General features: G+C 72.2%; 20 protein-coding genes and 2 CRISPR repeat arrays (1 of these 22 running past the window's edge). Of the genes, 10 read left to right on the top strand and 10 right to left on the bottom strand.

Annotated elements, in window-relative coordinates:
• Positions 1–368: a CRISPR direct-repeat array (repeat unit 29 nt; unit sequence GGGACCATCCCCGCGGGTGCGGGGAGCAG); it reaches 941 nt to the left of the window's first position.
• Positions 369–588: 220 nt separating this feature from the next.
• From cas3 to cas2e, 8 genes are read left to right on the top strand one after another with little or no spacing between them, the layout of a single operon-like run.
• Positions 589–3,507 carry a CRISPR-associated helicase Cas3' gene (cas3, locus tag ACH4OA_RS26245; protein ID WP_397971330.1) on the top strand — a complete coding sequence of 973 codons (2,919 nt, stop codon included), beginning with the start codon at positions 589–591 and terminating at the stop codon, positions 3,505–3,507.
• Positions 3,494–5,272, top strand: coding sequence for a type I-E CRISPR-associated protein Cse1/CasA (casA, locus tag ACH4OA_RS26240; protein ID WP_397971327.1), 1,779 nt, complete (start codon positions 3,494–3,496; stop codon positions 5,270–5,272). The genes cas3 and casA overlap by 14 nt, the downstream gene beginning before the upstream one ends.
• Positions 5,269–5,946: a type I-E CRISPR-associated protein Cse2/CasB gene (casB, locus tag ACH4OA_RS26235; protein WP_397971324.1), complete on the top strand. Its 678-nt coding sequence runs from the start codon at positions 5,269–5,271 to the stop codon at positions 5,944–5,946. The genes casA and casB overlap by 4 nt, the downstream gene beginning before the upstream one ends.
• 9 nt (positions 5,947–5,955) lie before the next feature.
• Positions 5,956–7,152 carry a type I-E CRISPR-associated protein Cas7/Cse4/CasC gene (cas7e, locus tag ACH4OA_RS26230; protein WP_397971321.1) on the top strand — a complete coding sequence of 399 codons (1,197 nt, stop codon included), beginning with the start codon at positions 5,956–5,958 and terminating at the stop codon, positions 7,150–7,152.
• A complete protein-coding gene (gene cas5e, locus ACH4OA_RS26225; RefSeq protein ID WP_397971318.1) occupies positions 7,149–7,889 on the top strand; it encodes a type I-E CRISPR-associated protein Cas5/CasD in 741 nt (246 codons plus the stop codon). Before cas7e ends, cas5e begins: the two co-directional genes overlap by 4 nt.
• Complete coding sequence (gene cas6e, locus ACH4OA_RS26220) at positions 7,889–8,677, top strand: type I-E CRISPR-associated protein Cas6/Cse3/CasE (protein WP_397971315.1); 789 nt, start codon at positions 7,889–7,891, stop codon at positions 8,675–8,677. The genes cas5e and cas6e overlap by 1 nt, the downstream gene beginning before the upstream one ends.
• Complete coding sequence (cas1e, locus tag ACH4OA_RS26215; RefSeq protein ID WP_397971312.1) at positions 8,674–9,639, top strand: type I-E CRISPR-associated endonuclease Cas1e; 966 nt, start codon at positions 8,674–8,676, stop codon at positions 9,637–9,639. Before cas6e ends, cas1e begins: the two co-directional genes overlap by 4 nt.
• Positions 9,636–9,998, top strand: a complete 363-nt coding sequence (gene cas2e, locus ACH4OA_RS26210; protein WP_397971309.1) for a type I-E CRISPR-associated endoribonuclease Cas2e — start codon at positions 9,636–9,638, stop codon at positions 9,996–9,998. Before cas1e ends, cas2e begins: the two co-directional genes overlap by 4 nt.
• Before the next feature lie 92 nt (positions 9,999–10,090).
• Positions 10,091–11,217: a CRISPR direct-repeat array (repeat unit 29 nt; unit sequence CTGCTCCCCGCACCCGCGGGGATGGCCCC).
• Positions 11,218–11,301: 84 nt separating this feature from the next.
• On the opposite strand, the gene ACH4OA_RS26205 is transcribed toward cas2e, so the two are convergent.
• The 6 genes from ACH4OA_RS26205 to xylB form a co-directional block, all read right to left on the bottom strand.
• Entirely contained in the window at positions 11,302–12,309 is a 1,008-nt protein-coding gene (locus ACH4OA_RS26205) for a GAF domain-containing protein (protein WP_397971306.1), read from the bottom strand.
• Between the two features lie 59 nt (positions 12,310–12,368).
• Positions 12,369–12,971: an N-acetylmuramoyl-L-alanine amidase gene (locus ACH4OA_RS26200; protein ID WP_365882299.1), complete on the bottom strand. Its 603-nt coding sequence runs from the start codon at positions 12,969–12,971 to the stop codon at positions 12,369–12,371.
• Positions 12,972–13,131: 160 nt separating this feature from the next.
• Positions 13,132–14,145 carry an acetamidase/formamidase family protein gene (locus ACH4OA_RS26195; protein WP_397971304.1) on the bottom strand — a complete coding sequence of 338 codons (1,014 nt, stop codon included), beginning with the start codon at positions 14,143–14,145 and terminating at the stop codon, positions 13,132–13,134.
• Positions 14,146–14,311: 166 nt separating this feature from the next.
• Complete coding sequence (locus ACH4OA_RS26190) at positions 14,312–15,796, bottom strand: APC family permease (RefSeq protein ID WP_397947080.1); 1,485 nt, start codon at positions 15,794–15,796, stop codon at positions 14,312–14,314.
• A gap of 330 nt (positions 15,797–16,126) precedes the next feature.
• Positions 16,127–17,335 (bottom strand): ROK family protein, encoded by a 1,209-nt coding sequence (locus ACH4OA_RS26185; RefSeq protein ID WP_397947079.1) that lies wholly within the window; start codon positions 17,333–17,335, stop codon positions 16,127–16,129.
• A gap of 47 nt (positions 17,336–17,382) precedes the next feature.
• Positions 17,383–18,828 carry a xylulokinase gene (gene xylB / locus ACH4OA_RS26180; protein WP_397971301.1) on the bottom strand — a complete coding sequence of 482 codons (1,446 nt, stop codon included), beginning with the start codon at positions 18,826–18,828 and terminating at the stop codon, positions 17,383–17,385.
• 155 nt (positions 18,829–18,983) lie between these two features.
• Here xylB and xylA point away from each other — a divergent pair, with 155 nt between their 5' ends.
• Positions 18,984–20,150 carry a xylose isomerase gene (gene xylA / locus ACH4OA_RS26175; protein ID WP_397971298.1) on the top strand — a complete coding sequence of 389 codons (1,167 nt, stop codon included), beginning with the start codon at positions 18,984–18,986 and terminating at the stop codon, positions 20,148–20,150.
• A gap of 177 nt (positions 20,151–20,327) precedes the next feature.
• On the opposite strand, the gene ACH4OA_RS26170 is transcribed toward xylA, so the two are convergent.
• Entirely contained in the window at positions 20,328–21,668 is a 1,341-nt protein-coding gene (locus ACH4OA_RS26170) for an esterase-like activity of phytase family protein (protein ID WP_397971295.1), read from the bottom strand.
• Between the two features lie 352 nt (positions 21,669–22,020).
• Here ACH4OA_RS26170 and ACH4OA_RS26165 point away from each other — a divergent pair, with 352 nt between their 5' ends.
• The gene (locus ACH4OA_RS26165; RefSeq protein WP_397971292.1) at positions 22,021–23,115 is read left to right on the top strand and encodes a DUF5954 family protein; all 1,095 of its coding nucleotides are present in this window, start codon (positions 22,021–22,023) and stop codon (positions 23,113–23,115) included.
• Between the two features lie 175 nt (positions 23,116–23,290).
• On the opposite strand, the gene ACH4OA_RS26160 is transcribed toward ACH4OA_RS26165, so the two are convergent.
• From ACH4OA_RS26160 to ACH4OA_RS26150, 3 genes are all read right to left on the bottom strand, one after another.
• Positions 23,291–24,196: a hypothetical protein gene (locus tag ACH4OA_RS26160; protein WP_397947073.1), complete on the bottom strand. Its 906-nt coding sequence runs from the start codon at positions 24,194–24,196 to the stop codon at positions 23,291–23,293.
• Between the two features lie 143 nt (positions 24,197–24,339).
• Positions 24,340–24,627 carry a hypothetical protein gene (locus ACH4OA_RS26155; RefSeq protein ID WP_397971429.1) on the bottom strand — a complete coding sequence of 96 codons (288 nt, stop codon included), beginning with the start codon at positions 24,625–24,627 and terminating at the stop codon, positions 24,340–24,342.
• A gap of 216 nt (positions 24,628–24,843) precedes the next feature.
• Positions 24,844–25,377 carry a PadR family transcriptional regulator gene (locus tag ACH4OA_RS26150; protein WP_397939526.1) on the bottom strand — a complete coding sequence of 178 codons (534 nt, stop codon included), beginning with the start codon at positions 25,375–25,377 and terminating at the stop codon, positions 24,844–24,846.
• Positions 25,378–25,379 lie beyond the last annotated feature (2 nt).

Here is a 25,379-nt window from a genome sequence, read left to right as displayed (position 1 = left end):
AGCCTGGCCGGGGACCAGACCGCACGGATCTTCGGGGACCATCCCCGCGGGTGCGGGGAGCAGATCCCCTTACGCGTGCCCCTGGACGAGTCCGGGGGACCATCCCCGCGGGTGCGGGGAGCAGATCGCGGCCATGGCGGGCGGGATCGCGCCGTGGGGACCATCCCCGCGGGTACGGGGAGCAGAGGCCAGCGACACGGCGGAGATTCGTCTCGTCGGGACCATCCCCGCGGGTGCGGGGAGCAGTCGACAGGCAATCTGACCGAGGAACAGAAGAAGGGACCATCCCCGCGGGTGCGGGGAGCAGCATTTCAGACCAGGCGCGCAGGGCCTCCGCGTGGGACCATCCCCGCGGGTGCGGGGAGCAGACTTTCTGACCTGCGAGTTTATGGCTGCAGGAACACGTTTCCAGCAACTATCGCGAATTCTGACCAATAGGACATTGGATACATTCAGTCTTGTAGGTGCTTCTCGCTGGATCAGTAGTGAGTCGATCATCGTACGTGATGGGGGCGGTTGTCTGCCTGTAAATACTCCTGTTTGCTCGTTCCGGTGTGCGGTGGTGGGCTCTGCCTGTATCAATCGCTCATGAGCGATGAGGGGAGTGCCCGTTCCGGCCTGTTGCGCCGGCTGGGCGGGCCGGCGCGATCGGTGTGGGCGAAGCATGACCGGGACACCGATGGTTGGGTGCCGTTGTGGCGGCATATGGAGGACAGCGCTGCGGTGGTGGGCCTGTTGTGGGACCGGTGGCTGCCGGCAGGGGTGCGCGGGCTGGTGGCCGAGGCGTTGCCGCAGGGTGATGCGGACGCCCGTGCCCTCGCCGTGTGGCTTGCCGGTGTGCACGACATCGGCAAGGCCACCCCGGCGTTCGCCTGCCAGGTGGAGCAGCTCGCCGACGCGATGCGTGGGCACGGGCTGGAGATGCGCTCGGCGAAGGCGTTGGGGCCGGACCGTCGGATCGCGCCGCACGGTCTGGCCGGGCAGGTACTGCTGGGGGAGTGGCTGGAGGAACGGTACGGATGGACGCCGGCCCGGACCGGGCAGTTCACGGTTGCTGTGGGCGGACATCACGGGGTGCCGCCCGAACCCGCGCAGATCACAGCTTTGTACGGGCATGAAGAGCTGCTGCGCTCTCCAGGTGCGAGCGGCCGCGTGTGGCGGCAGGTGCAGACCGAGCTGCTGGACGCCTGCGCCGAGCGTTTCGGTGTGGCGCAACGGCTGGCGGCATGGCGGACGGTGAAGCTGCCGCAGTCGGTGCAGGTGCTGCTCACCGCGCTGGTCATCGTTTCCGACTGGATCGCCAGCAACCCGGACCTCTTCCCGTACTTCCCCGATGGCGCGTCCCGTGATGACCAGGAGCGTCTCGCCGCGGCCTGGCAGGGACTGGACCTGCCGGAACCCTGGCAGGCCGTGGAAACCGAGCAGAGTGCGCAGGAGCTGTTCGCCTCCCGGTTCGACCTGCCGGCGGGGGCGCGGATACGCCCGGTCCAGGAAGCGGCCGTGGAACTCGCCCGGGAGATGCAGGCGCCCGGACTGATGATCGTCGAGGCGCCGATGGGGGAGGGGAAGACGGAGGCGGCGCTCGCCGTGGCGGAGATCTTCGCGGCGCGCTCGGGAGCGGGAGGGGTGTTCTTCGCCCTGCCGACCATGGCCACAGGCAACGCCATGTGGTCTCGCCTGCTGAACTGGCTGGAGCGGTTGCCGGGGGTGGCCGGCTCGCCCCGTTCGGTGTATCTGGCGCATTCCAAGGCCGCTCTCAACGAGAACTTCGCCGGCCTGATGGCCCGTGCAGGGCGGGTCGTGGCCGTCGGCGTGGACGACGCTGTGCCCGCGCCCCGGCAGCGGCGGGACGCACAGCACCGTGCGGCTGCTGAACTCGTGGCACATGCCTGGTTGCGTGGCCACAAGAAGGCCATGCTGGCCTCGTTCGTCGCGGGCACCATCGACCAGTTGCTGTTCGCCGGGTTGAAGAGCAGGCACCTGGCGCTGCGGCACCTCGCCGTGGCGGGGAAGGTCGTCGTCATCGACGAGGCGCACGCCTATGACACGTACATGAGCGTGTACCTGGACCGGGTGCTGTCCTGGCTGGGTGCCTACCGGGTCCCGGTGGTGGTGCTGTCCGCGACCCTGCCGGCCTCGCGCAGACGCGAACTCGTCGCGGCCTACTCCGGCCGGGCCGATGCCGAGCCGGAGACGGTCGTACCGGACGCGTATCCACTGCTGACTGCCGTCGCTCCGGGCGGTACTGCACTGTGCCGCCGCCCGCAGGCGTCGGCCCGGTCGACGGCGGTCTGCTTGGAGCGCCTCGACGACGACTTGCATGTCCTTGGTGACCGGCTGGAGAGGGAGCTGGCTGACGGCGGCTGCGCCCTGGTGATCCGGAACACGGTCAGGCGGGTGCTGGAGACAGCTGGTGCGCTGCGTGACAGGTTCGGGGCCGGGAACGTGACCGTGGCCCATTCGTGCTTCGTCGACCTCGACCGGGCCGACAAGGACAGCACGCTGCTGCGCCTGTTCGGGCCTCCGGAGAAGACGGATGACAGGCCCACGGGCCGGCACATCGTGGTGGCCAGCCAGGTCGCCGAGCAGTCCTTGGACGTCGATTTCGACCTGCTGGTCAGCGACCTGTGCCCCGTCGACCTGCTGCTGCAGCGCATGGGGCGCCTGCACCGCCACCAGCGCGGACCGGAGCAAGGAGAGCGGTCCGAACGGCTGCGGACGGCGCGCTGCCTGGTGACGGGAGCCGACTGGGCGGGGGACGTGCCTGCTCCGGCGCGGGGGTCGGTCGCCGTGTACGGGCAGTACACCCTGCTGCGATCGGCCGCGGTGCTCCTTCCGTATCTCGACGGCGGGTCCGGGCGGCCGGTGCGGCTCCCGGCGGACATCAGCCCTCTTGTGCAGAGCGCCTACGGTCAGGAACCGGTGGGGCCGGACCGCTGGCAGGACGCGATGAAGAGGGCACGCGAACAGTTCGAGCGGCACCGCGACGACCAGGCCGCGCGTGCCACCGTGTTCCGTCTCGGGGACGTCGGCAAACCGGGACGTCCGCTGTTCGGCTGGGTCGCCGCCGGCGTGGGGGACACGGACGACACCTCCACCGGGCGCGCTCAGGTCCGTGACAGCCGCGACAGCCTGGAGGTCGTCGTCGTCCAGCGCCGCGGCGACGGAAGTCTCGTCACCCTGCCGTGGCTCAAGCCGGACAGCAAGAAGCGGCAACGAGCCGGCCTCACGCTGCCGCAGGACGCCACGCCGACGCGGTTCGCGGCCCGTACGGCCGCGAGCTGCGCGCTGCGGCTCCCCATGCAGTTTTCCGGCGAGACCATGGACCGGGCCATCCAGGAGCTGGAGCAGCTGTACGTGCCCAAGTGGCAGGGCAAGGACAGCCCTTGGCTCTCCGACCAGCTGATTCTCGCTCTCGACGAGGACTGTCAGACCCGGCTGGCAGGATTCTCGCTCCAGTACAGCCCTGACGACGGTCTGAAGGTGACCCAGGATGCAGACGACTGAATTACCCGGTGCCGGTGCCGGTGCCGGTGCGGGTGCGGGTGAGGCGCTGTCCTTCGACCTGACCCATCGGCCGTGGATCCCGGTGCTGCACAGCGACGGTTCTCCACGCGAGTTATCGCTGTGTCAGGTCTTCGCCCAGGCCGAGGATCTGCGGCGCGTGGTGGGCGACCTGGCCACGCAGGAATTCGCACTCGTCCGCCTCCTGTTGGCCGTCGCGCACGACGCTCTGGACGGTCCGGGCAGCGTTGAGGAGTGGGCGGAGCTGTGGGAGGACCCCGACTGCTTCGCTCCCGTCCAGGCGTACTTGGAGGAGCACCGCGAGCGGTTCGACCTGTTGCACCCACTCATGCCGTTCCTGCAGAGCGCCGGGCTGCGTACCGGGAAGGACGAGGTGTTCTCCTTGAACCGGATCGTGGCCGACGTGCCCGCCGGGGAGCCGTTCTTCACCGCGCGGATGCCGGATGTGGAGCGGCTGTCCTTCGCCGAGGCCGCGCGCTGGGTTGTTCACGTACACGCCTATGACACCTCCGGCATCAAGACCGGCATGGTGGGCGACGACCGGGTCAAGGGCGGCAAGGTGTATCCGCTCGGTACCGGCTGGGCGGGCGGGCTTGGCGGGGTCTTCGTGGAGGGCGCGACGCTGCGCGAGACGCTGCTGCTCAACCTGGTGGCGGCGGACACCGAAGCACTCGAATTTTCTCCCGGTGACCGGCCGGCCTGGCGTCGGGAGCCGTGCGGGCCGACCTCCGACGGACGCGGTGCGAGCGGGCTTCGCGACCTGTACACCTGGCAGTCGCGCCGGGTGCGGCTGCATCATGACGCGGACGGTGTCCACGGTGTCGTCCTGGGCTATGGCGACCCGCTCGCCTGGCGGAACATGCACCGTCGTGAGCCGATGACCGCGTGGCGGCGCAGCCCCGTGCAGGAGAAGAAGCTGGGGCAGTCACCCGTGTACCTGCCCCTGGAGCATGATCCGGCCCGCTCGGCCTGGCGGGGGATCAGCGCGCTCCTGGCCGACCGGCTCGAGGATGCCGGCGGTGCCGGGGGGCCGTCGCGTCTGCGGCCGCGGATCCTGGACTGGGTCGCCCGTCTGGTGACCGAAGGCCACCTCCCTCGCCGTTTCCTTGTCCGTGCCCGGGTGGCGGGGGTCAGGTACGGGACTCAGCAGTCCGTGATCGACGAGGTCGTCGACGACCGCTTGGTCATGCCGGTCGTCCTGCTCCACGGGCAGGACCCCACCTACGCCCGGCAGGCCATCGCCGCGGCCGAGGACGCCGACCGGGCGGTGCGGGCCCTGGGGGACCTCGCGGCCGACCTGGCCCGAGCGGTGGGGGCCGAGCAGGACGGGCCGAAGGCCGCGGCCCGTGCCGAGGGGTTCGACGCGCTGGACCATCCCTACCGCGGCTGGCTGTCCGAACTCGCGGAAGTTGGGGACCCGTTCGAGCACCGCGAGACCTGGCAGCGCCTGGTACGGCAGACGGTGGGCCGTCTCGGGGACCGTCTCATCGCCGGCGCGGGTGAGGCGGCCTGGCAGGGACGACTCCACACCGGTGACAAGGGCGGCACCCACTGGCTGAACGCGGGCCTGGCCGACGTGTGGTTCCGGGGGCGACTGGCCAGAGCGCTCGGGGACCCCGGCTCTCCCAGCTCCGCGGCACCCGGCGAAAGCACTGCCGTCCCGGACGACGATGGTCCGCCCCGGCCGGGGCCCGCCCGTCTGCCGGAAACCGATCACGCTGCGACCGACCCGGAGGTGCCCGTATGACGCCCGCAACGCACGTATCCGCAGCGGCTGCGCCCGTCGTGACCCCGGTGCACCGGCGGGTCGCAGACCTCGCCGCCACGCACATCGGCCCCTGGCAGCAGGGGTACCTCCAGGACAGGTCCCAGGCCGTGGCCGCCCTGGCCCGCCTGCGGCGCGGCGCGGGCCGTGAGGCGGGCCAGACGCCCGACCTGTGGAGCCTGATCGACACCGATCCGCTGCACACCCAGGCCGACAACACCCGGCCGCTGAGTGAGCTGGAACTGGTGCGCGCCGAGAACGCGCTGCACGCCGCCTGCACCCTGTGGGCGTTCCACCAGCAGTCCCGCGGCACGCCCATGCACCGCCGGCACACCCGGGAGCGGCCCGGCGGCCTGGGCGCGGCGGTTAGGCGCCTGATGCCGGCCGACGGCACCGACGAGCCCGTCCGCAAGCGTCTGGTCCGCGCGGGCACCGCCCCCGACCTCGTCACGCTCGCCCAGCGGCTGCGCGACATCGTCGCCCTGCTGCGCCGCGACGACATCCCGCTCGACTACGCCCTCCTGGCCGGGCAGCTCTATGTCTGGCAGTGGCCCGACGGGCCCGCCACCGTCCGCCGCGCGTGGGGCCGCTCCTTCCACGAGCAGCGACAGACCCGGCCGGCCTCGGACGAGAACACCACCCCGGACAGTGAATAAGGACGCCTCGTGAACCGCATCTTCCTGGACGTACACGCCCTGCAGACCGTCCCGCCCAGCAACCTCAACCGGGACGACACGGGCGCGCCCAAGACGGCTGTCTACGGCGGCGTCCCCCGTGCCCGTGTCTCCAGCCAGGCGTGGAAGCGGGCCATCCGCACCTACTTCAAGGATGAGAACCTCCTGGACCCCGCCGAGCTGGGCGTGCGGACCAAGAAGGTCGTGGAGCTCCTGGCCGACCGGATCACCGCTCTCGACCCGTCCGCCGGACAGGAGACGGCGCTCACGCTCGCCGACGAGATCATCAAGGCCGCGGGCATCAAGACGGAGGTCCCCAAGCGGAAAGCCGATCAGGCGAAGAAGGACGCAGGCCCCGCCCCCGCTCCTGAGAGCAAGTACCTGGTCTTCCTCAGCTCCCGGCAGCTCGACGGCCTGGCCCGCCACGCTCTGGAGGGCGCCGCCGACATCACGGCCTTTTTGAAGACCAAGGAGAACAAGGCGCGCGCCAAGGAACTCGCGGACACCCTTCACTCGGTGGACATCGCCCTGTTCGGCCGCATGGTCGCCGACGTCGCCGACATCAACGTCGACGCCGCCGTGCAGGTCGCGCACGCCCTCAGTGTCCACCGGGTGGACAACGAGTCCGACTACTACACCGCCGTCGATGACGAGAACAAGGACGAGGAGACCGGCGCCGGAATGATCGGCACCGTCGACTTCAACTCCGCGACCCTCTACCGCTACGCCGCCCTCGGAGTGCATCAGCTCGCCGCCAACCTCGGCCAGGGCCTGCGCGACGACGAACCGCGCAGCGAGCCGGTACGCCGCGCCGTCGAGGCGTTCGTGCACGCCTTCGTCTCCTCCCTGCCCACCGGGAAGATCAACACCTTCGGGCACCACACCCAGCCCGACGCCGTCGTCGTCAGGCTCCGCACCACCCGGCCGATCAGCTACGTCGCCGCCTTCGAGGACCCGGTCCGCAGCGACGGCGGCGGCCACCTGCGCGAGGCAGCCGACCGGCTCGCTGCCTACGCCGCCGAGGTCGAGCGCGTCTACGGCGACCCCGACACCACCCTCACCTGGGTCCTGCGCGTCGGCCCCTCCACGCTCAAGCTGGCCGAACTCGGCACCGAGGCCGGCACCCAGCGCGAACTCGCCGCCGCCGTCGGCCGGGCCGTCGCCGAGCGCCTGGAGAAGCCCGCATGAGCCGCACGGGCGTCCTCGTCCTCCGCCTGGCAGGCCCCCTGCAGTCCTGGGGCGTCTCCTCCCGCTTCACCCGCCGCACCACCGAATCGGCCCCGACCAAGAGCGGCGTCGTCGGCCTCCTCGCCGCGGCCGCCGGCATCGAACGCGGCGACGACGCACGCCTCGCCCCCCTGGCGGCGCTCCGCTTCGGCGTCCGCGTCGACCAGCCCGGCACCCGCGTCCGGGACTTCCACACCGCCCACCACGGCGTCACCGGCGCGTCCATGCCGCTGTCCGAACGGTTCTACCTCGCCGACGCAGTCTTCGTCGCCGCACTCGAAGGCGACCACGCCCTGCTCACCAGCCTGTACAACGCCCTGCGAACCCCGGCGTACCCGCCCTACCTCGGACGGCGATCCTGCCCGCCCACCGAACCGGTCGGCCTCGGACTGTACGAGGACACCCGCCTGGAGGACGTACTGACCCGTGTGCCCTGGCAGGCATCCGCCTGGTACCGCCGGCGCCACCCGGCCCCGCGCACCCTGACCGTGCTGCGCGAGACAGCCCCCGGCGAGCCCGTCACAGCGGCAGACGTCCTGCGCGACCAGCCGGTCAGCTTCAACGCCGCACACCGGCGGCACACGCTGCGCACCGTCGTCCCCACCTCCGTGCCCACGCCGATTCCGGCAAGCGGCGGCCCGCAGGAGGCGCACGATCCGTTCGCCGCCCTCGATGTCCTGGAGGAGGACAGCGCCTGATGTTCATCACCCGCTTCCGCGTCAACACCGCGCGGCCCGGCGCCCGCCGCCTCCTTGCCTCACCCCAGGCCATGCACGCGGCCGTCATGTCGTCCTTCCCGCACATCCTGCCCACCGACACCCCGCAGCCCGGTGCACCGCGCGTGCTGTGGCGCCTGGACCAGCAAGCCCGCGCCGAGGTACTGCTGTACATCGTCAGCCCCGACCGTCCCGACCTGACCCACCTGGTCGAGCAGGCCGGATGGCCCGCCGTCGCCGACCCCGACGACCCCGGCTGGCAGACCCGGCCCTACGCACCGCTCCTTGACCGGCTGACCGCCGGTGACCGCTGGGCCTTCCGACTGACCGCGAACCCCGTACACACCATCCGCCGCAAAGAAGGCGAACCCCGCAAGATCACCGCCCATCTCACACCCATCCACCAGATGGGCTGGCTGCTCGACGAGAAACGCCAAGAACGCCTCGGCTTCCGCATCTGCGAGAAACCGGCCGACCGCCGGCACCTGCCCGAGGGCACCACCCACCAGAAGCGCCCCCACCCCGGTGACCGGTACGAGCTGGCCATACGGGACACACGGTCCCTCGCCTTCGACAAGTCCCGCAGCGCCGGCGGCCGGCGGGACAAGCCGGTCACCGTCGTCACCGTCACCTTCGAAGGACGGATGGAGATCACCGACCCCGACGCCCTGCGCCGCACCCTCACCCAGGGCGTCGGCCGGGCCCGCGCCTACGGCTGCGGCCTCCTCACCCTTGCCCCCCTCACCCAGCTCACCCCGAAAACGCCATGAGCACACCCTCCCGGCGCCCGGCACTCACTCCCCGCCAGCTCACCCGCACCGGCGAACGACTCTCCTTCCTCTACCTGGAACGCTGCACGGTCCACCGCGACGCCAACGCCATCACCGCCCAGGACGCCGAAGGCACCACCCACATCCCCTCGGCGACCATCGGCACCCTCCTCCTCGGCCCCGGAACACGCGTCACCCACCAGGCCATGAGCGTGCTGGGCGAGACCGGAGCAGCAGTCTGCTGGGTCGGCGAACACAGCGTGCGCTACTACGCCTCCGGCCGCGCCCTCAGCCGCTCCTCCGCCCTCATGGAGGCCCAGGCCCGGCAGTGGGCCAACCCGCGCAGCCGCCTCGCCGTGGCACGCAAGATGTACCAGTTGCGTTTCCCCGACGAGGACCCGGCCGGCCTCACCCGGCACGAACTGCTCGGCCGCGAGGGACGACGACTCAAGGACTGCTACCGGGCCCAGGCCACCCGCACCGGCATCCCCTGGCGAGGCCGCCGCTACACCCCCGGCGACTTCACCAGCGGCGACGCCGTCAACCAGGCCATCACCGCCGCCGCCCAGTGCATGTACGGCATCGCCCATGCCGTCGTCACCTCCCTGGGATGCAGCCCGGCCCTCGGATTCATCCACTCCGGGCATGAACTGTCCTTCGTCCTGGACATCGCCGACCTCTACAAGACGGAAATCGGCATCCCGCTCGCCTTCGACGTGGCCGCACAAGGCGAGGAGGACGTCGGCTCCCGCACCCGCCGCGCACTGCGGGACCGCATCACTGAAACATCCTTGCTGAACCGGTGCGTCGACGACATCAAACACCTCCTGCTGCCCGAAACGACCACAGCCTTGGACCCCGGCGACGACCGGGACGTCGTCACCCTCCAGAGCGACCACAACCACCACGTCGCCTCAGGCGTCAACTACGACGGACCCGACTACGGGGACGAACTCTGGTGACCGTCATCGTCCTCACCAACTGCCCCGCCGGCCTGCGCGGCTTCCTCACGCGCTGGTTGCTGGAGATCTCCGCCGGCGTGTTCGTGGGCAACCCCTCAGCCCGGATTCGCGACGCCCTCTGGGCAGAAGTCCAGCAGTACGCGGGGCAAGGCCGCGCCCTGCTGGCCCACACCACCAACAACGAGCAGGGCTTCACCTTCCGCACCCACGATCACGCCTGGCATCCGGCCGACCACGAGGGCATCACCCTGATCCGCCGTTCTGACCCGAACGCACCCGCCGCCGGTCCGGCTCCCCGGACGGGACCACCACCCGGCTGGAGCAGGGCCGCCAAACGCCGACGCTTCGGGAGGGGCTGATGCACACCGGGAAACCCATGCCCTATTTGCCGGAATCGGAGAAAGTGCTCGGCAATCGTCCCCAGCACCAGTAAAACCGCAGGTCATTCAGTCTGCTCCCCGCACCCGCGGGGATGGCCCCGAGGCGGTGTGGCGGGCGATCACCGCGCTGCACTGCTCCCCGCACCCGCGGGGATGGCCCCGCCCGGCCGACCTGGACAGACCCCTGAGTGAGCTGCTCCCCGCACCCGCGGGGATGGCCCCACGGTCGCGGTCACCGCGGCCGTCACGCTGGGCTGCTCCCCGCACCCGCGGGGATGGCCCCTTGTGGCTGATTCCAGTAGTGACCGCCTGGTACTGCTCCCCGCACCCGCGGGGATGGCCCCGGCCGCCGCGCCGGACGGCCGGGCACCCACACCTGCTCCCCGCACCCGCGGGGATGGCCCATCTCCTCCCGTCCACAGAGCGGAAGCCCGGCTCTGCTCCCCGCACCCGCGGGGATGGCCCCGCCCGGCCGACCTGGACAGACCCCCTGATGTGCTGCTCCCCGCACCCGCGGGGATGGCCCCCACGGAAGGCGCCCCGGGAAACCGGGACGAAGCTGCTCCCCGCGCCCGCGGGGATGGCCCCGGCAGCGGCAGCAGCATGAAGCTGATCGACACCTGCTCCCCGCACCCGCGGGGATGGCCCCGTGAAGCCTGCCATCACGGGCCTGGGTGTCGCCTGCTCCCCGCACCCGCGGGGATGGCCCCGGCGGGACCGGCGTTCTGCAAATCACGCCCGACTGCTCCCCGCACCCGCGGGGATGGCCCCAAGGTCGGCGGGGTCGACGCGATACTGCAGCGCTGCTCCCCGCACCCGCGGGGATGGCCCCCGGCGAGACGCTGACGAGCTGGCCCGACGAGACTGCTCCCCGCACCCGCGGGGATGGCCCCAGGGGCGCAGGCATGACGACGGCGGACAACGTCTGCTCCCCGCACCCGCGGGGATGGCCCCCGCCCGTGGATGGAGGCTACGGGCCGGGCCCGCTGCTCCCCGCACCCGCGGGGATGGCCCCATCCGGCCTGTAGCCGGCGGCCCGGAACGCCGCTGCTCCCCGCACCCGCGGGGATGGCCCCCAGGCCGTATCCGACGTGGTCTCCGCCATCAGCTGCTCCCCGCACCCGCGGGGATGGCCCCAGGTGCGGCGCGGCGGACAAGCGACGCACGCACTGCTCCCCGCACCCGCGGGGATGGCCCCGAGTCATCCTGGTCTGCCTCCCGGTGCGCCGCTGCCCGCCGTCGGACAGCTCTTGAAGCGAGGCTAGGCAAGCGGACGTTGCGACTACGTTGCGCCGCGGATCCGCGCTGGCACCCGGCCGGGCGGCACCGCCAGTTCCGCGTCCAGCGCGGCGAGCCGGGCGCGCACCGGCGCCGTGGGACGCACCGCGGCCAGCGCCCGCCACACCGCCACCAACCGCGTGAGTTCCGCGCGCAGGGTCACCGGCGTGACCGACTCGTCCGCGTACAGCGCGCACAGCAGTTCGTCGCCGCTCAGACCCTCGGGGTGCCGGGACAGCAGCACCAGGATCTCGCTGTGCCGGCGGCTGAGCCTGATCCTTCGCCCGCACAGCGTCAGTCCGGCCTCGTCCCGGCCGAGCGCGCTCAGCATCGGCACCTCCTCGGCGCGGACCGGGGCCAGCAGGGCGAGCTGTGCCTCGGCGGCACGCGCCACCGCCCGGACGAAGCCGAGACTGTGCGGATGGGCGAGCCCGTTCCCGCCCGTGATGTCCACGGCCCCCAGGATCCGTCCGGTACGCGGGTCGTGCACGGGCGCGGCGGCGCACGTCCACGGCTGCACCCGCCGTACGAAGTGCTCGGCGGCGAACACCTGCACGGGCCGGTCCACGGCGACCGCGGTGCCCGGTGCGTTGGTACCGACCGCGCCTTCCGACCAGCGGGCTCCGGGCACGAAGTTCATCCCGTCCGCCCGGCGCCGGGTCGCCGCGTGTCCCTCCACCCACAGCAGCCTGCCCTGCGCGTCGCACACCGCCAGCAGATGTTCGCCATCGGCCGCGAACGTGCCCATCAGCTCCCGGAACAGCGGCATCACCCGGGCCAGCGGATGTTCCGCGCGATAGGCACCGAGGTCGCCGTCGGCCAGCTCCACGCGCGCGGTGCCGTCCGGACCCACCCCGGCCCGCGCGCTGCGCCGCCACGACTCCGCCACCACCGGCCGCACCGGGCGCGGCACCGTGCCCGCCGCGGTGAACGTCTCGTGCGCCCGGCGCAGCACCCGGACACGCTCGGCGGGATCGGCCCCCGGCTCCAGAGCCACCCACGGATCGGTCAAAGCGGCCTCCCGGACGGTGCGACGGCGGTGGTGGGATGCGCTGCGGCGTAGCCTGCCCGTCAGAAGAAGTTGACCATTCTGATGTAACGCACCCAGTCCCAGTACGGTCCCGGGTCGGTGTGGTCGGTGCCGGGCACCTGAGCGTGGCCGATGATGTGTTCCCTGTCCCGGGGGATGCCGTACTTGGCGCAGACCGCCGCCGTCAGCCTCGCCGACTGCGTGTAGAGGACGTCGGTGAAGTAGGCGGGCTGGTCCACCCAGCCCTCGTGCTCGATGCCGATGCTGCGCGTGTTGTAACCCCAGTTGCCCGCGTGCCAGGCGATGTCGGCCTCGCGTACGCACTGGGCGACGTGTCCGTCCGCCGAGCGGACCAGGTAGTGCGCGGAGACCTTCTTCTGCGGGTTGGCGAAGATGGCCAGCGCGTCGGCGTACGTCTCCTGTGTGACGTGGATGATCACACGGTCGATGGCGTAGTCGGCGGGGCGGCCGGACACCGTGTAGTTGGCGGTGCTCGCCGGCTGCCACTCGGCGGGCGGGTAGTCGACGGTCGCGGTCTGCGCGCCGGCATGCGCGTCGGGGAGCAGCGCGTAGGGGACGGCGGCGGCGAGTGCCGCGCCCTTCAGCAGCCGTCGCCGGCTGAGCCGCGGTTCGACTCGGTCCATGTCCATGGCGGGAAGCCTTTCGGAGGGGAGCGCTGTCGGAGATGCCCTCGGGACGCCTTCGGGAGGAAGCGGGGCGGCGGAGGACGTTCGGAGTGGGTCGTCGGGAGGCGGAGACCGTCAGCAGGAGGCGCTGCCGGAAGTGCGGCGTACGGCTCAGGCGTCAGCCGCGCAGGGACCGCGCGGTCTCCCGCAGCCGCGCGTGCACACCGCGGTACGTCTCGCGCGTGGGCAGCCACTCCTTGCGGAGTTTGGCCACGCACGTGTAGTTCGTGTCGCACACGTTGGCCAGCGGTGATTCGACCGTCTGGGTCGCGAACTGGTACGCGTCCGGTTCGCTGAACCCGTAGTCGCTCACCAGCCACCGCACCAGGTCGAGCTGCGATATGCGGAACGCGTCCTCCAGCGGGCGGGCCGAACCGGTCGAGATGAGGTGCGTGTCCGACTCCAGCCGGGGCCACGGTGTCGCGACGCCCTTGAGGAGTTCCACGATCACCACCGTGTTCATCGCGCACTCCACGGCCACACCGCAGGTCTCGCCTTCTCCCTGCCGGGCGTGTCCGTCGCCCAGACTGAGCAGGGCGCCCTCGACATTGACGCCCAGGTAGCAGGTGACGCCGGCGCGCATCTCGGGGGTGTCCATGTTCCCGCCGTGGGCGTCGGGCACCAGGGCCGAGCGGACCTCCAGGTTGGCGGGCGCCACCCCTACCGTGCCGTGCATCGGGTCCAGGGGCAGCTCCACCCGGAAGTCGCTGTCCCGCGCCTGGAACAGCGCGGTCCGCCGGGCCCGGTCCAATTGCCAGATCCAGACCCGCTCCGGCAGCGGCGGTTGCAGCGTGGCCGTGGTGTGGGTAGAAGTGAGCGCGCCGAAGAGCGGGACCGTCGTGGACGCCGCCCAGTCGCGGGCCGGTTCGATCGACACGAAGTGCACGGCCACGGTGTCCCCGGGCTCGGCGCCCTCGATGTGGAACGGGCCGGTCTGCGGATTGAGGTAGGGGAACTCGCACACCTCGGAGACGAGATCCTTCTCCGAGCGGACCCGCCCGGCGAAACAGTCCTCCGTGTACAGGTCGAGGACCGTACCGGGGCTGATCCGCGCGAGGGGCGCCGCCCCGCCGAACGTCCAGGCGTACTGGTCCGGTTCCGGTCGAACGGTGAGCATCCTGAGGTCGGTCATCGTGATGTGACTCCCTTCCGGGGGGCGATCGTCACGTCGGGGTTGGGGTCGGCGGCCGGGGACGCTCTTCCCGGATGGCGGCGGGCCGGCGGCCCACGGTCCCGGCCCGCCAGCGGGCCAACGGGCCGGCGGACCAACGGAGCTGACCGGCCCGGCCTGCCGCCGGTCAGCCGAGCTTCGTCCCGTCCTGCCGGTCGGTGCCCGCCTCGGGCGCGTCGAGGTGGACCCGGGCGGTCTCGGCTATGCGCTCGGGGTGCCGTCGTATCAGCACGAGCAGCACCACCACGCCCACCGCCAGCCACGCGCCGACGGCCGGACCGGCGTAGGACACCGGAGCCGTCAGCTCCGTCACGAAGTCGAACACCGGCAGGCCGGCGGCCGTCAGCAGGGCCGGTATGAACGCGACGCTGCCCAGCACCGGGAACAGCAGGTGGCGTACCGGCTTGAGGGACGCCCGGCCCGAGCGCAGGAAATAACCGGCACAGGAGAGGTTCACGACGATGTAGACGCCGACTACGACCGTCACGATCACCGTCGCGAGCAGCAGATACGCGGTCACCGGGTCGTAGGCGAATCCCAGGCCCAGCACCGCCGCGACCGCCACGGCGGTCTGCACGGCGATGCCGGCGACGGGGGAGCGGCGCCGCGGATGCAGCGTGGCGAGCACACCGGGCAGGACACGGATGCGGGCCAGGGCGAAGGCGGTGCGCGTGGAGACGTTCGCGCAGGCGTTGGCGTTCGCGATCGCCGAGTTGACCACCGCGAAGAACACCAGCACCCAGAAGAGACCGAACGAGGAGCGGGCGACACCTTCCCAGGACGCCTCTCCCGAGGCGCCGAAGCCCGAGAAGCGGTCGGGACCGAAGTAGACGGTCATCGCATACGTGGTGAGCACATAGAACAGGCCGATGCCCAGAGCCGCGCCGAGGACCGCGCGGTGCATGGTCCGCCGCGGATCGCGCGTCTCCTCGGCGAGCGGCGCGGCGGCCTCGAAACCGGCGAACGCCAGCACCGTGTACACGGACCCGGCGAACACCCCGGTGGTGCCCGCGTACCCGTCGGCGGTGTGCGAAGTGCCGAACACCGAGAAGGTGTTGGCTTCGCCGGCCGCGCCGATGAGCAGGACCGCGAACACCAGGAAGACGAGGATCTCGAAGACGCCGAGGACGGTGCCGAAGCGGGCCGAAGCGCGCACCCCCAGATAGCCGGCGCACGCGATCACCACGGCTCCCGCCATCGCCCACGGCCACCACAGGTCCGCCGGATACCCGGGCCACTCCGCGTGCAGCGTGCCCGCCGCCGTGAAGCCCAGTTGCAGGAGCAGCAGCGGTGGCCCCAGCATCTCCATGAAGACGTAGGCCCAGCCGACGAGGAAGCCGACGGCCGGGTGCAGGCCGCGCGCCGCGTACGTCGCCACCGAGCCCGCCGCGGGCAGCTCCCGGGCCAGCTCGGCCACACACGAGGCGGTGAGCAGACAGGCCACGAGGGCGATGAGCACGGACAGCGGCAGGCTGCCGCCCGCGAAGGCGGCGCCGGCCGGGATCGACGCGGCCACCGCGGCGGCCGGCGCCATCGCCGTGACACTCTGGAACAGCACGTCGCGCAGACCGATGGCGTCACGCCGCAGCGTCCCGGCCGTCTTCCCGTGCATGTGTCCCCCTGCTGCTTGTCAGTCCGCTGCCATCCGTCGCCTGAGCCTGTTCCGGTGTGTGCGGGCGACCGCACGGACACGACGGTCCGTCGGCTGCGCCTCGCGTGAATCACGGTACGGCGCCCGGTGGTTGGGCAGAAGGGTCCGCCACGGTTCTGTGGGCGACGCATGGCCTGTGGATAACTCGGCCACTCGAACGGGTGATACGGGACGGCGAGCGAGGCGGGGCTCGGGCCGGTGCCCCGGCTGTCTTTGCTGCCTACGTTGTCTCTGACGTACACACCGGTCCCGGCCTCGTACGACGCCGGGTCCCAACCTCGTACGGCAGGGTCAGGAACGCTCCGCCACGACCGCCGGATCGTCCAGCACCGCGCGCACGATCGAGTGCGCGGCGCCCAGCAGCGGGCCCTGCGGACCCAGCGGGGACACCGTCACCGGGCACGCCGGCCCCGCCGAACGGCCCGTCAGCTCGGTCTCCAGCGCCGGCAGCAGCCAGGGCGAGAGGCCGGCCAGGGCACCGCCCAGGACCACCGTCTCCGGGTCGAGCAGGTTCACCGCGCCGGTCAGGGCGATGCCCAGCGCCGTACCGGCGTCCCGGAGCGCGGCCCGCACAGCCTCGTCGCCCGCCTCGGCGCGCTCCGCGAGCAGGCCCACCAGATCCTCGCGTGGCTCCAGTCCGGCCGCCCGCCGCACCGCTTCCTCACCCGCGTACTGCTCCAGACAGCCCCGGCCGCCGCACCCGCACGCGGGGCCGTCGGGCCGTACCGGCACATGGCCCAGCTCGCCCGCGAACCCCCGGTTCCCGCGCAGCAGCCGGCCGTCCACCACGACCGCGGCACCGATGCCAATCTCGGCCGACACATGCAGGAAGTCACCGGGAGGCCCGGCGCCGAGCCACAGCTCGGCCAGTGCGCCGAAGTTGGCCTCGTTGTCCACGGAGAGTGGCCAGCCGCCGGGCAGCAGGGCGCCGAGGTCGGTGTCCTGCCAGTCGAGGTTCGGGGCCCGTACGACCGTCCGTCCGTCCCTGCCCACCAGGCCGGGCACGGCGACCGCGAGCCCGGCGGGCCACAGTTCCGCCCGCTCGGCCTCCGCGACCACCTGGCGGATCAGCGCGGTCAGGTCCTCGGTCACCGGTCCCGGCGCCCGGCCCCGGTTGGCGCAGCGCCGGACCGCTCGCGCGCGGACCTCGCCGCGCAGGTCGACCGCGCACACGGCGAGGTGATCGACGCCGATCTCCGCGCCGATCCCGGCCGGGCCCCTGCCGCTCACCGCGAGCGCCGATCCGGGCCGGCCGACGCGGCCCGGCCGCTCGGGGCCCAGTTCCTCCAGCAGACCCCAGCGGATCAGCTCGTCCACCAGGGTCGAGACCGCCGCACGCGTCAGACCGATCCGGGTGGCCACGGCCGCGCGCGACAGCGAACCCGCCGCGCTGACGGCGTGCATCACCCGGGCGAGGTTGCGCCGGCGCATGCCCTGCTGGGTGTCCGGCAGGGCACGCCCCGTGCCCGGCGGGCGCCCCTCGTGCAGCGGTGCGGTCATGCCTGCGTCAATCCTCGGTGTCCGCCGTCCGGGTGTGGGCGGCCTGGTCAGTGGGTCTCGGCCTCCCGCTCCAGCAGCGGGGCCGCGTCGGAGAGTACCCCGGTGATCCGGTCCAGCGTCGAGCGGTCCCGCTCCACGGCCTCCAGCACCGGGCCCGCGGCCGTGTTCCAGCGGCGGGCCACGGCCGCGGGATCCTCCCCGGTCAGCACGCCGGCCGCCTGCGCCGCCGCGCCGAGTGCGACCAGCTCCTTGGCCTGCGGGATCCGGACGGGCCGCCCGGAGAGCCGGCGCACGGTCTGCTGCCAGGCCGTGCCCCGGGCCCCGCCGCCGATCAGGAGCAGCGGGGTGCCGCGGTCGGCGTCCGCGTCGAGGACCAGGTCGAGGGCCCCGAGGAGCGCGTGCACCGCGCCGTCGTAGGCGGCCTGCAGCAGCTGGCCGGCGGTGGTGTCGTGGCGCAGCCCGTGCAGCACTCCGGAGGCGTGCGGCAGGTTCGGGGTGCGCTCGCCGTCCAGGTACGGCAGCAGGGTCACCGAGCCGCCGGATTCCACCGCCTCCCGGTCCAGGCCCAGCAGGGCCGCGACGCGGTCCACCGCGAGCGTGCAGTTCAGGGTGCAGGCCAGGGGCAGCCAGTCGCCGCGCGCGTCCGCGAAGCCCGCCACCGTGCCGGTCGGATCGGTGGGGCGGTGCTCGGAGACGGTGTAGACGGTGCCGGAGGTGCCGAGACTCAGCACCGGTGTGCCGGGCCGCAGCCCCAGACCGAGTGCCGCCGCCGCGTTGTCGCCGGTGCCGGGGGCCACCAGCGTGCCCTTGGCGAACGGCAGGCCGTGGCTGTCGCGGACGGTGCCGACCACCTCGCCGGGGCGCGCGACCCGGGGCAGCAGCGCCGGGTCCAGGCCGATGTGCGCGAGGGTCTCCTCGTCGTACGCCTCGGTGCCGGACGCCCACCAGCCGGTGCCCGAGGCGTCGCCGCGGTCCGTCGTGCCCAGCCCGGTCAGACGCTCGGTGAGGTAGTCGTGGGGAAGCCGTACCGCCCTGGTCGCGCGGACCGCCTCCGGCTCCTGCTCGGCGAGCCACGCCCACTTGGCGGCCGTGAAGGACGCGCCGGGCACGCTGCCGGTGCGCTGTGCCCAGGCCTTCGGTCCGCCCAGTTCCTCCACGAGGCGCCGGGCCTGCGGTGCGGAGCGGACATCGTTCCACAGCAGTGCCGGACGCACCGGCTCACCGTGCTCGTCCAGGGTGACCAGGCCGTGCTGCTGGCCGCCGATCGACACGGCCGCCGCCTCGTGCGCCGGTTCGCCGCACTGGTCCAGCGCCGCGCACAGCGCGTCCCACCACTGGCGCGGATCACTCTCGCGGCCCGCCCCGGTGGTCACGGTGTGCGACGCCTGGCCACTGGCCACGACCCGCCCGGTCGACACGTCGACCACGATTGCCTTCGTGGACTGGGTGGACGTGTCCACCCCGACGACGAGCGGACCCTCGGCTGCTGACATCGGGCTCTCCCTCTTCCGCGGCTCCGCGGCGTATGCGGTGGCTGTCGAAGACACCTTGCTGGGAAAACACACGTCGTCTCTTCCCACCGGTGCGTCCGCATACTAATTTGTAAACGGCCATGACGAAATACTCGCACGCAACAAGGAGCCGTGGCATGAGCTACCAGCCCACCCCCGAGGACAAGTTCACCTTCGGCTTGTGGACCGTCGGCTGGCAGGGAAGGGACCCGTTCGGCGACGCCACCCGCCGCGCCCTCGACCCGGTCGAGACGGTGCAGCGCCTGGCGGAACTCGGTGCCCACGGAGTGACCTTCCACGACGACGACCTGATCCCCTTCGGCTCCTCGGACGCCGAGCGTGAGTCGCACATCAAGCGGTTCCGGCAGGCCCTGGACGCCACCGGCATGACCGTCCCGATGGCCACCACGAACCTGTTCACGCACCCCGTCTTCAAGGACGGCGCGTTCACCGCCAACGACCGTGACGTGCGCCGTTACGCCCTGCGCAAGACCATCCGCAACATCGACCTGGCGGCCGAACTGGGCGCGAAGACGTACGTCGCCTGGGGCGGTCGCGAGGGCGCCGAGTCCGGGGCCGCCAAGGACGTACGCGCCGCTCTGGACCGTATGAAGGAGGCTTTCGACCTGCTCGCGGAGTACGTCACCTCCCAGGGCTACGACCTCCGCTTCGCGATCGAGCCCAAGCCGAACGAGCCCCGCGGCGACATCCTGTTGCCCACCGTCGGCCACGCGCTGGCGTTCATCGAGCGCCTGGAGCGGCCCGAGCTGTTCGGCGTCAACCCGGAGGTCGGACACGAGCAGATGGCCGGTCTGAACTTCCCGCACGGCATCGCGCAGGCCCTGTGGGCGGGCAAGCTCTTCCACATCGACCTCAACGGCCAGTCCGGCATCAAGTACGACCAGGACCTGCGCTTCGGTGCCGGTGACCTGCGGGCCGCCTTCTGGCTCGTCGACCTCCTGGAGAGCGCCGGTTACGAAGGGCCCCGCCACTTCGACTTCAAGCCGCCGCGGACCGAGGACCTGGACGGCGTGTGGGCGTCGGCCGCGGGCTGCATGCGCAACTACCTCATCCTCAAGGAGCGCTCCGCCGCCTTCCGTGCCGACCCGGAGGTGCAGGAGGCGCTGCGCGCGTCGCGGCTGGACCAGCTGGCCCAGCCGACCGCGGCCGACGGCGTCCAGGGTCTGCTCGCCGACCGGGCGGCCTTCGAGGACTTCGACGTGGACGCGATCGCCGCGCGCGGCATGGGCTTCGAACGCCTCGACCAGCTCGCGATGGACCACCTGCTGGGGGCGCGCGGCTGACCGGCACGCGCGCGTACGGCCCATCCGACGCACGCGGCGGATGGACCGGGCCGCTCCGGGTTTCCCGGAGGGCCCGGTCCGGGAGGGCCCGGTGCCGGGCTCCGGCGGCACACGGTGTGCCATCGGTGCCCGGCCCTCCGGTGTCCGACGGGCCGGCGGCTCAGCCCGTCGGGCGCCTCACAGCTGCTCGGGCAGACGTACGTACACCACCTTCGTCCGCACCCCGCTGTCGACCAGCCTGCCCTGGGCGTCGAACGCGCCCGCCCCGTCGGTCATCCCGAAGTCGTTGTCGTTGACGAGCGCGAGCGTGTCGTGATCCACGCGCGCGATGCCCTCGATCTTCCCGGGCACTTCCGCCACCTTGCCCAGGTCCACCACGAGCCGCTTGGACAGCACCGGCACCCCCGAGGCCGCCGGATCGTCGAGCTGCTCCAGCGACGGAGACGTGGCGTCGTCGTCCCACCGGCCGCCGAGGATGTCCGCTCCGCGCCCCAGCCTGACCAGGTGCAGCCGGGCCGCCTTGTCCGTGCGCTCCTCGACGAGCAGCCGGTCGCGGCCGACCGCCACCACCGACGAGATCTTCAGCTCGGAGGTGTCGTCCTCGCCCGGATCGACCACGTCGACCGGGTCGAAACGGTAGGCGTACTCGGCCGTGACGGCCTTCTGCCGCGGGGAGAAACGCAGCAGGCGGGTGGTGCGGGAAGCGTCGCCGGCGTCCGCGTCGGGGAGCGGGAGCGGGCTCTGCAGGGCCATCACGAGATCACCGCCGGGAAGCTGCGCCAGCCCCTCGAAACCGCGGTTGATCTTTCGGTGCAGCAGGATGGACGGCAGCGCCTCCACCACCGGGTAGTCCGCCCCCGTCAGCCCGAGCCCCTTGGGCACATAGCGCGCGAGGACCCTCCCGCGCGCGGAGACGTGCACCAGGGACGGCCCGTACTCGTCCACGAGCCAGAAACTGCCGTCCCCGGCCCGGACGAGCCCCTCGGTGTCCAGCCCGTTCGGGTCGTAGGGAAGCGGCGTCCCGGCGTCGTAGGTGTACGGCGCCTCGTCCCGGCTCTTCTGGTTCGGCAGCCCGGTGACGGCCTTCCCGGAGGAGGTGGTGACCGGTATCGCGTCGAGGACCCGCACCGTCCTGCCGGATATCCGGATCTTCACGATCGCGGGATCGAAGCCCGGCACCGGGAAGGTACGGCGCTTCTTGCCGTCCACCTTGATCTGGCCGTTGGGGCCGCGGTCGGTCACCGTCCAGTACTCGTCCTCGCGGCCCGCCGGATAGATGTCGCTGCCGATGCCGCCGAGCTTCACCCCGCGGTCGTCGGCCACGCTGCCGGGCAGCAGCGCGTTGCTGAACGCGCCGAGCGGGATCTCGCCCAGCGTCGCCGTGCGGACGACACGGACCTGCCCGGACGGCGCCGCCGTAGCCGCCCCCGTGGCCGCGAGGACGGCGGCCAGAGTCAGCGGCAGGGCCGTGGCAAGGGAACGGTGGACACGGCGCCGGCCTGTGGCACGCGGGGACATCGGGCCTCCTGGGAGACGAAAGCGTTGACTGCGGCCACGATTGGTCTCCCGGAGGAACACCGCACTACCAGGGCGTGAACGACCGTCGTCCACCACTCGTCGGAACGCAGCTCTACGGCATGACGGATTCCGGCCATCCAGGGCCGCTGCGGCTCGACGACGGGCTGGCCGAAAGTGGTGGCACGGTGGCGCGTTCGTGACGTAAGTGAAAAGCGCACACCTGTTCCTCTGTTCACCGGAACGGAGATGCGTGCGCCCCGAGGGCGCAGATCCGGCGGCTGACCGGCGGCCAGGCCGCCGGGAGATCGGGAAACCGGCGATGAGCCGCAGCCGCAGTCGGCACGATGAGCACATGGGTCATGGAGAAGTGAGTCCGGACCGGATGCGGCCGATCGTGATCAGGTTTCCGGAGGATCCGGTGGAGGCGGTCATGGAGGCCGACGCGCTCGACGCCACGCTGGACGCGAAGACGCTGCTGGTGCGGGGCCCGCTGTTCGGCGTGGCCGCACAGGAACCGGGGGAGGAGCCGCGGTGGCGGGTGGTGGTCCCGGTGGACGCCGACTGTCCGCAGCAGGCCCGCGACAGCCTCCACTCCTTGTTCTGGTTCCGGGCGCGGGACGACGCCCAGAACAGGGCCGAACGGCGTGATCTGCTGACGGCGGTCACCCGCCTGGAGACCGAACGCGTCGACGAACTGATCGTGCTCGGGACCCGCTACCGGGTGGTGCGTGCCGAGGAGTACACCGGGCTGGGACAGAACGGCATCGAGCAGCCCCGGCCGACCGACCCCGAGCCCGCCGTCCCGAACTGGGACCACCGCTACAGCGATCCGCAGATCGACGTGGACCTGGTGCTGGACCCCGACGCCCCGATCACGCCCGTCCAGGCCGCGGAACGGCTGGCACTGCGCGGCCTGGGCTACGCCGGACCGCGGTTCCCCGAGGACGTCGTCGACGACTCCCGGCGGGCGCTGACGACCCACCCCGACGTGCTGCTGCTCCCCGCGGTGTTCAGGGTCGTGGGGAAGGACGGCCCCGGGTGGAAGGTGGAGAGCGGTCTGCGCGCCACCGCGCATGACGCCCGCAAGTCGCTGGACCTCGCCCTGACCTGGTCCCAGCCGCGCCGACGGCGTCTGATCGCCTGGGACGCCGGCGGTGACGTCAACGCCCGCACGGTGGTCGCGCGAGGCACCGACAGCGCGACGGCCGAGGAACTGAGCGAGTACGTCCGGGCCGCCGACCGGCTCCGGGCCGAACGCGCCAACCAGGTCGAGGCCCGGGGCACGGTCTACCACATCTGCCGTGCCCGCCGGTTGCTGCGCTGGGGTCCTGACGGGCCCGAGGGGCCCCGTCCGTCCGACACCGAGAGCCACCCTCCCGAGCGGGTGCGCCCCCGCATCGACGAGGACGGCAACGTCCGCTACGACGAAGAGGACGACGACATCTGAGCGCGCTGCCGGCTCGCGCGCCGCGAGCAGCCGGATCCGAACCGCTTAGTGGGCTTCCGGCCGCTGCCCCGGGAGGCGGCTTTCCGCCGCCCGCCCCGTGAGGCGCGGCGGTCGTGGAAGTTTCGTCGGTCGGGGAGTTCGCGGGAGGCCAGGACGCGTGGTCCAGGCGCGGCGCTCACGAGGGTCGTACGGCCATCTTCTCGAGTGCCTCCAGCAGGCCCGGCAGTTCCGGCCCCCGGCCCACCGGCAGGACCTCGCCCGGTTCGTCGTCGAGCAGGACGAACGCGATGTCGTCGGTACGCGCCACGAGCGACCAGCCCGGACCGTCGGCGCGCAGCGTGCGGGCCTCGCCCGGGGCGAACGACGAGCGCACCCGGCCGAGCGGCGGCGGAGAGGTGACATAGGCGCGCGCCTCCGCGAGCACCCGGCGCACCCCGGCGTGACCGCCGGTCGCGAGGCGACCCTCGCCCTCTTGAGTGGTCGGCGCTGGTTCCTGAGCGGACTGCGCTGCCTCCTGGGCGGTGTGCGCCACCTCCTGGGTGGTCAGCGCCGCCGTCGTCTGGTCGCCGGGCACCAGGAATTCCGCGTCGTTGATCTGCTCCCGCCAGGCCGTCCACTGCAACGCGATCTCGTCGGCGCCCAGACGACGCTGCGCCGCTCCCCAGGAGCCGGTGTCCGGCGGGCTCAGCGCCGGCCGGTCCGCCGTCTCGGCAGGCGGATCGTGCGGGGCGGGCACACCGGGTGCGGCGACGGCGACGGCCAGCGGCCACCCCGGCAGGGCCGTCACGACCGCGCGTTCGTCGGGCGACAGTTCGTACTCCATGCCGCAGTCCCAGGACGCGATCGCCACGGCGACCAGCGAGACGTCGTCGATGACGACCGTCCAGCGGGCGCCCTCGCCGTCCTGGCCCAGCACCAGGCCGTACCCGTCGGCGAGCGGCGGCAGGTCCAGCGCCGCGCAGGCCTCCGGATAGTCGTCGCCCAGCACGCTCGGGAACTGCGCCGGTGTCAGCAGCACCGCGGTCAGCACATACAGCGCATCGTCCGTGGCGGCGACGGCCACATCATCTGTCCCGGCCATCCCTGCCTCCCCAGTGGTTCGTCCATCGGCGCGCACCCTAGTGGGAGCGGAAGCCGGTTGTCACGACTCCGCACCCCGCACGGAGCTGCGGGATTCCTCCTGGAAGGGGAGGAAACGGACTCCTACGGAGAAGGAAGTTCCGCTCAGGCCGCGGGCAGCCCGAGCAGGTCGCGGGCCACCACGCCGGGTGACTGGCCGCGCTCCCGGGCCAGCACGATGACCGCCCGGCAGGCCAGTTCGCTCACCCCGAAGGACAGTGCCTCCGGCGACACCCAGGCAGCCGCCTCCTCGATCCGGTCCTGGTCGTCCTCCGCCTGGGCGGCCACATACGCGGCCGCCGCCTCGAACAGGTTGTGCGCACGCTTTTCCGGTGCGTCCGCCGTCCTGCGGTGCGCGGAAGAGCGAAGCCTGCCGGCGTACCGGCGGATCATGTCGAGCACGTGGATCATCCCTTCCTGGACGAGATCAGTGATGATCACTCATCTGCTGCCTCCAACGTAGAGTCCGGCTTCCGGCGGCAGAAGAGGCGGCGACGCGGTGAAGCGCGCCCACTGGCCCCGTGTCGGGTACGGCGGCACTCGTCCCGCTCGATGAGCCGTTGGTGCGTGCGTTCCGTGACCCGAAGCCCAGGGCGGCACCGGAACGTCTCAGCGGCCGGCTCCGTCGAGTGACGCCAGCGTGTCGCGCAGCCAGGCCAGTTCCGCCCGGCTCGTGGCACGCGCGATGGTGAGGACGCCCCTACGGAACGGGTCGTCCAGTTCCTCGGCGCTCAGCGGCCTGTCGCCGTCGTAGAAGAAGCTCGCCGGCTCCTCCAGGAAGGCCAGCCGGCGCCGCAGCACGGCCGCCTGCGCGGCGGGGTCCGCCAGGTGCCGCAGGAACGCGAGCAGCGTGAACCAGTGGTTCTCGTCGGTGATCTCGCGCTGGGCCGGCTCGGCGAGCCGGCGCCTCAGTTCGCGCCGGCCCTCCTCGGTCAGCCTCAGCACATGGCGCGGCGCGGCCACGGTGCCGGGCTCCGGTGTCCGCACCAGCAGGCCGGCCTTCTCCAGCCGCTTGATCGCCGGGTACAGCGTGCTCTCGGCGACGGGGCGCACATGGCCGGTGAGTGCCGCGATGTGACGACGCAGGACGTAACCGTGCAGCGGCGCGTCGTACAGGAATCCCAGGAGGGCGAGTTCGAGCATGG

It is taken from the genome of Streptomyces sp. NPDC017095 (assembly GCF_044332325.1).
Taxonomy (GTDB): Bacteria; Actinomycetota; Actinomycetes; order Streptomycetales; family Streptomycetaceae; genus Streptomyces.
Note: the sequence above shows the minus strand (reverse complement) of the source record. Positions and strands in the feature narration are given on the sequence as shown.

Coding starts and splice junctions, on each gene's coding strand:
- ACH4OA_RS26165 (WP_397971292.1), top strand. CDS start 22,021: ATGGGTCATGGAGAAGTGAGTCCGGACCGGATGCGGCCGATCGTGATC.
- ACH4OA_RS26190 (WP_397947080.1), bottom strand. CDS start 15,796: ATGCACGGGAAGACGGCCGGGACGCTGCGGCGTGACGCCATCGGTCTG.
- xylB (WP_397971301.1), bottom strand. CDS start 18,828: ATGTCAGCAGCCGAGGGTCCGCTCGTCGTCGGGGTGGACACGTCCACC.
- ACH4OA_RS26170 (WP_397971295.1), bottom strand. CDS start 21,668: ATGTCCCCGCGTGCCACAGGCCGGCGCCGTGTCCACCGTTCCCTTGCC.
- ACH4OA_RS26150 (WP_397939526.1), bottom strand. CDS start 25,377: ATGCTCGAACTCGCCCTCCTGGGATTCCTGTACGACGCGCCGCTGCAC.
- ACH4OA_RS26200 (WP_365882299.1), bottom strand. CDS start 12,971: ATGGACCGAGTCGAACCGCGGCTCAGCCGGCGACGGCTGCTGAAGGGC.
- ACH4OA_RS26155 (WP_397971429.1), bottom strand. CDS start 24,627: ATGATCCGCCGGTACGCCGGCAGGCTTCGCTCTTCCGCGCACCGCAGG.
- casB (WP_397971324.1), top strand. CDS start 5,269: ATGACGCCCGCAACGCACGTATCCGCAGCGGCTGCGCCCGTCGTGACC.
- ACH4OA_RS26195 (WP_397971304.1), bottom strand. CDS start 14,145: ATGACCGACCTCAGGATGCTCACCGTTCGACCGGAACCGGACCAGTAC.
- cas1e (WP_397971312.1), top strand. CDS start 8,674: ATGAGCACACCCTCCCGGCGCCCGGCACTCACTCCCCGCCAGCTCACC.
- xylA (WP_397971298.1), top strand. CDS start 18,984: ATGAGCTACCAGCCCACCCCCGAGGACAAGTTCACCTTCGGCTTGTGG.
- cas3 (WP_397971330.1), top strand. CDS start 589: ATGAGCGATGAGGGGAGTGCCCGTTCCGGCCTGTTGCGCCGGCTGGGC.
- ACH4OA_RS26160 (WP_397947073.1), bottom strand. CDS start 24,196: ATGGCCGGGACAGATGATGTGGCCGTCGCCGCCACGGACGATGCGCTG.
- cas5e (WP_397971318.1), top strand. CDS start 7,149: ATGAGCCGCACGGGCGTCCTCGTCCTCCGCCTGGCAGGCCCCCTGCAG.
- casA (WP_397971327.1), top strand. CDS start 3,494: ATGCAGACGACTGAATTACCCGGTGCCGGTGCCGGTGCCGGTGCGGGT.
- ACH4OA_RS26185 (WP_397947079.1), bottom strand. CDS start 17,335: ATGACCGCACCGCTGCACGAGGGGCGCCCGCCGGGCACGGGGCGTGCC.
- cas6e (WP_397971315.1), top strand. CDS start 7,889: ATGTTCATCACCCGCTTCCGCGTCAACACCGCGCGGCCCGGCGCCCGC.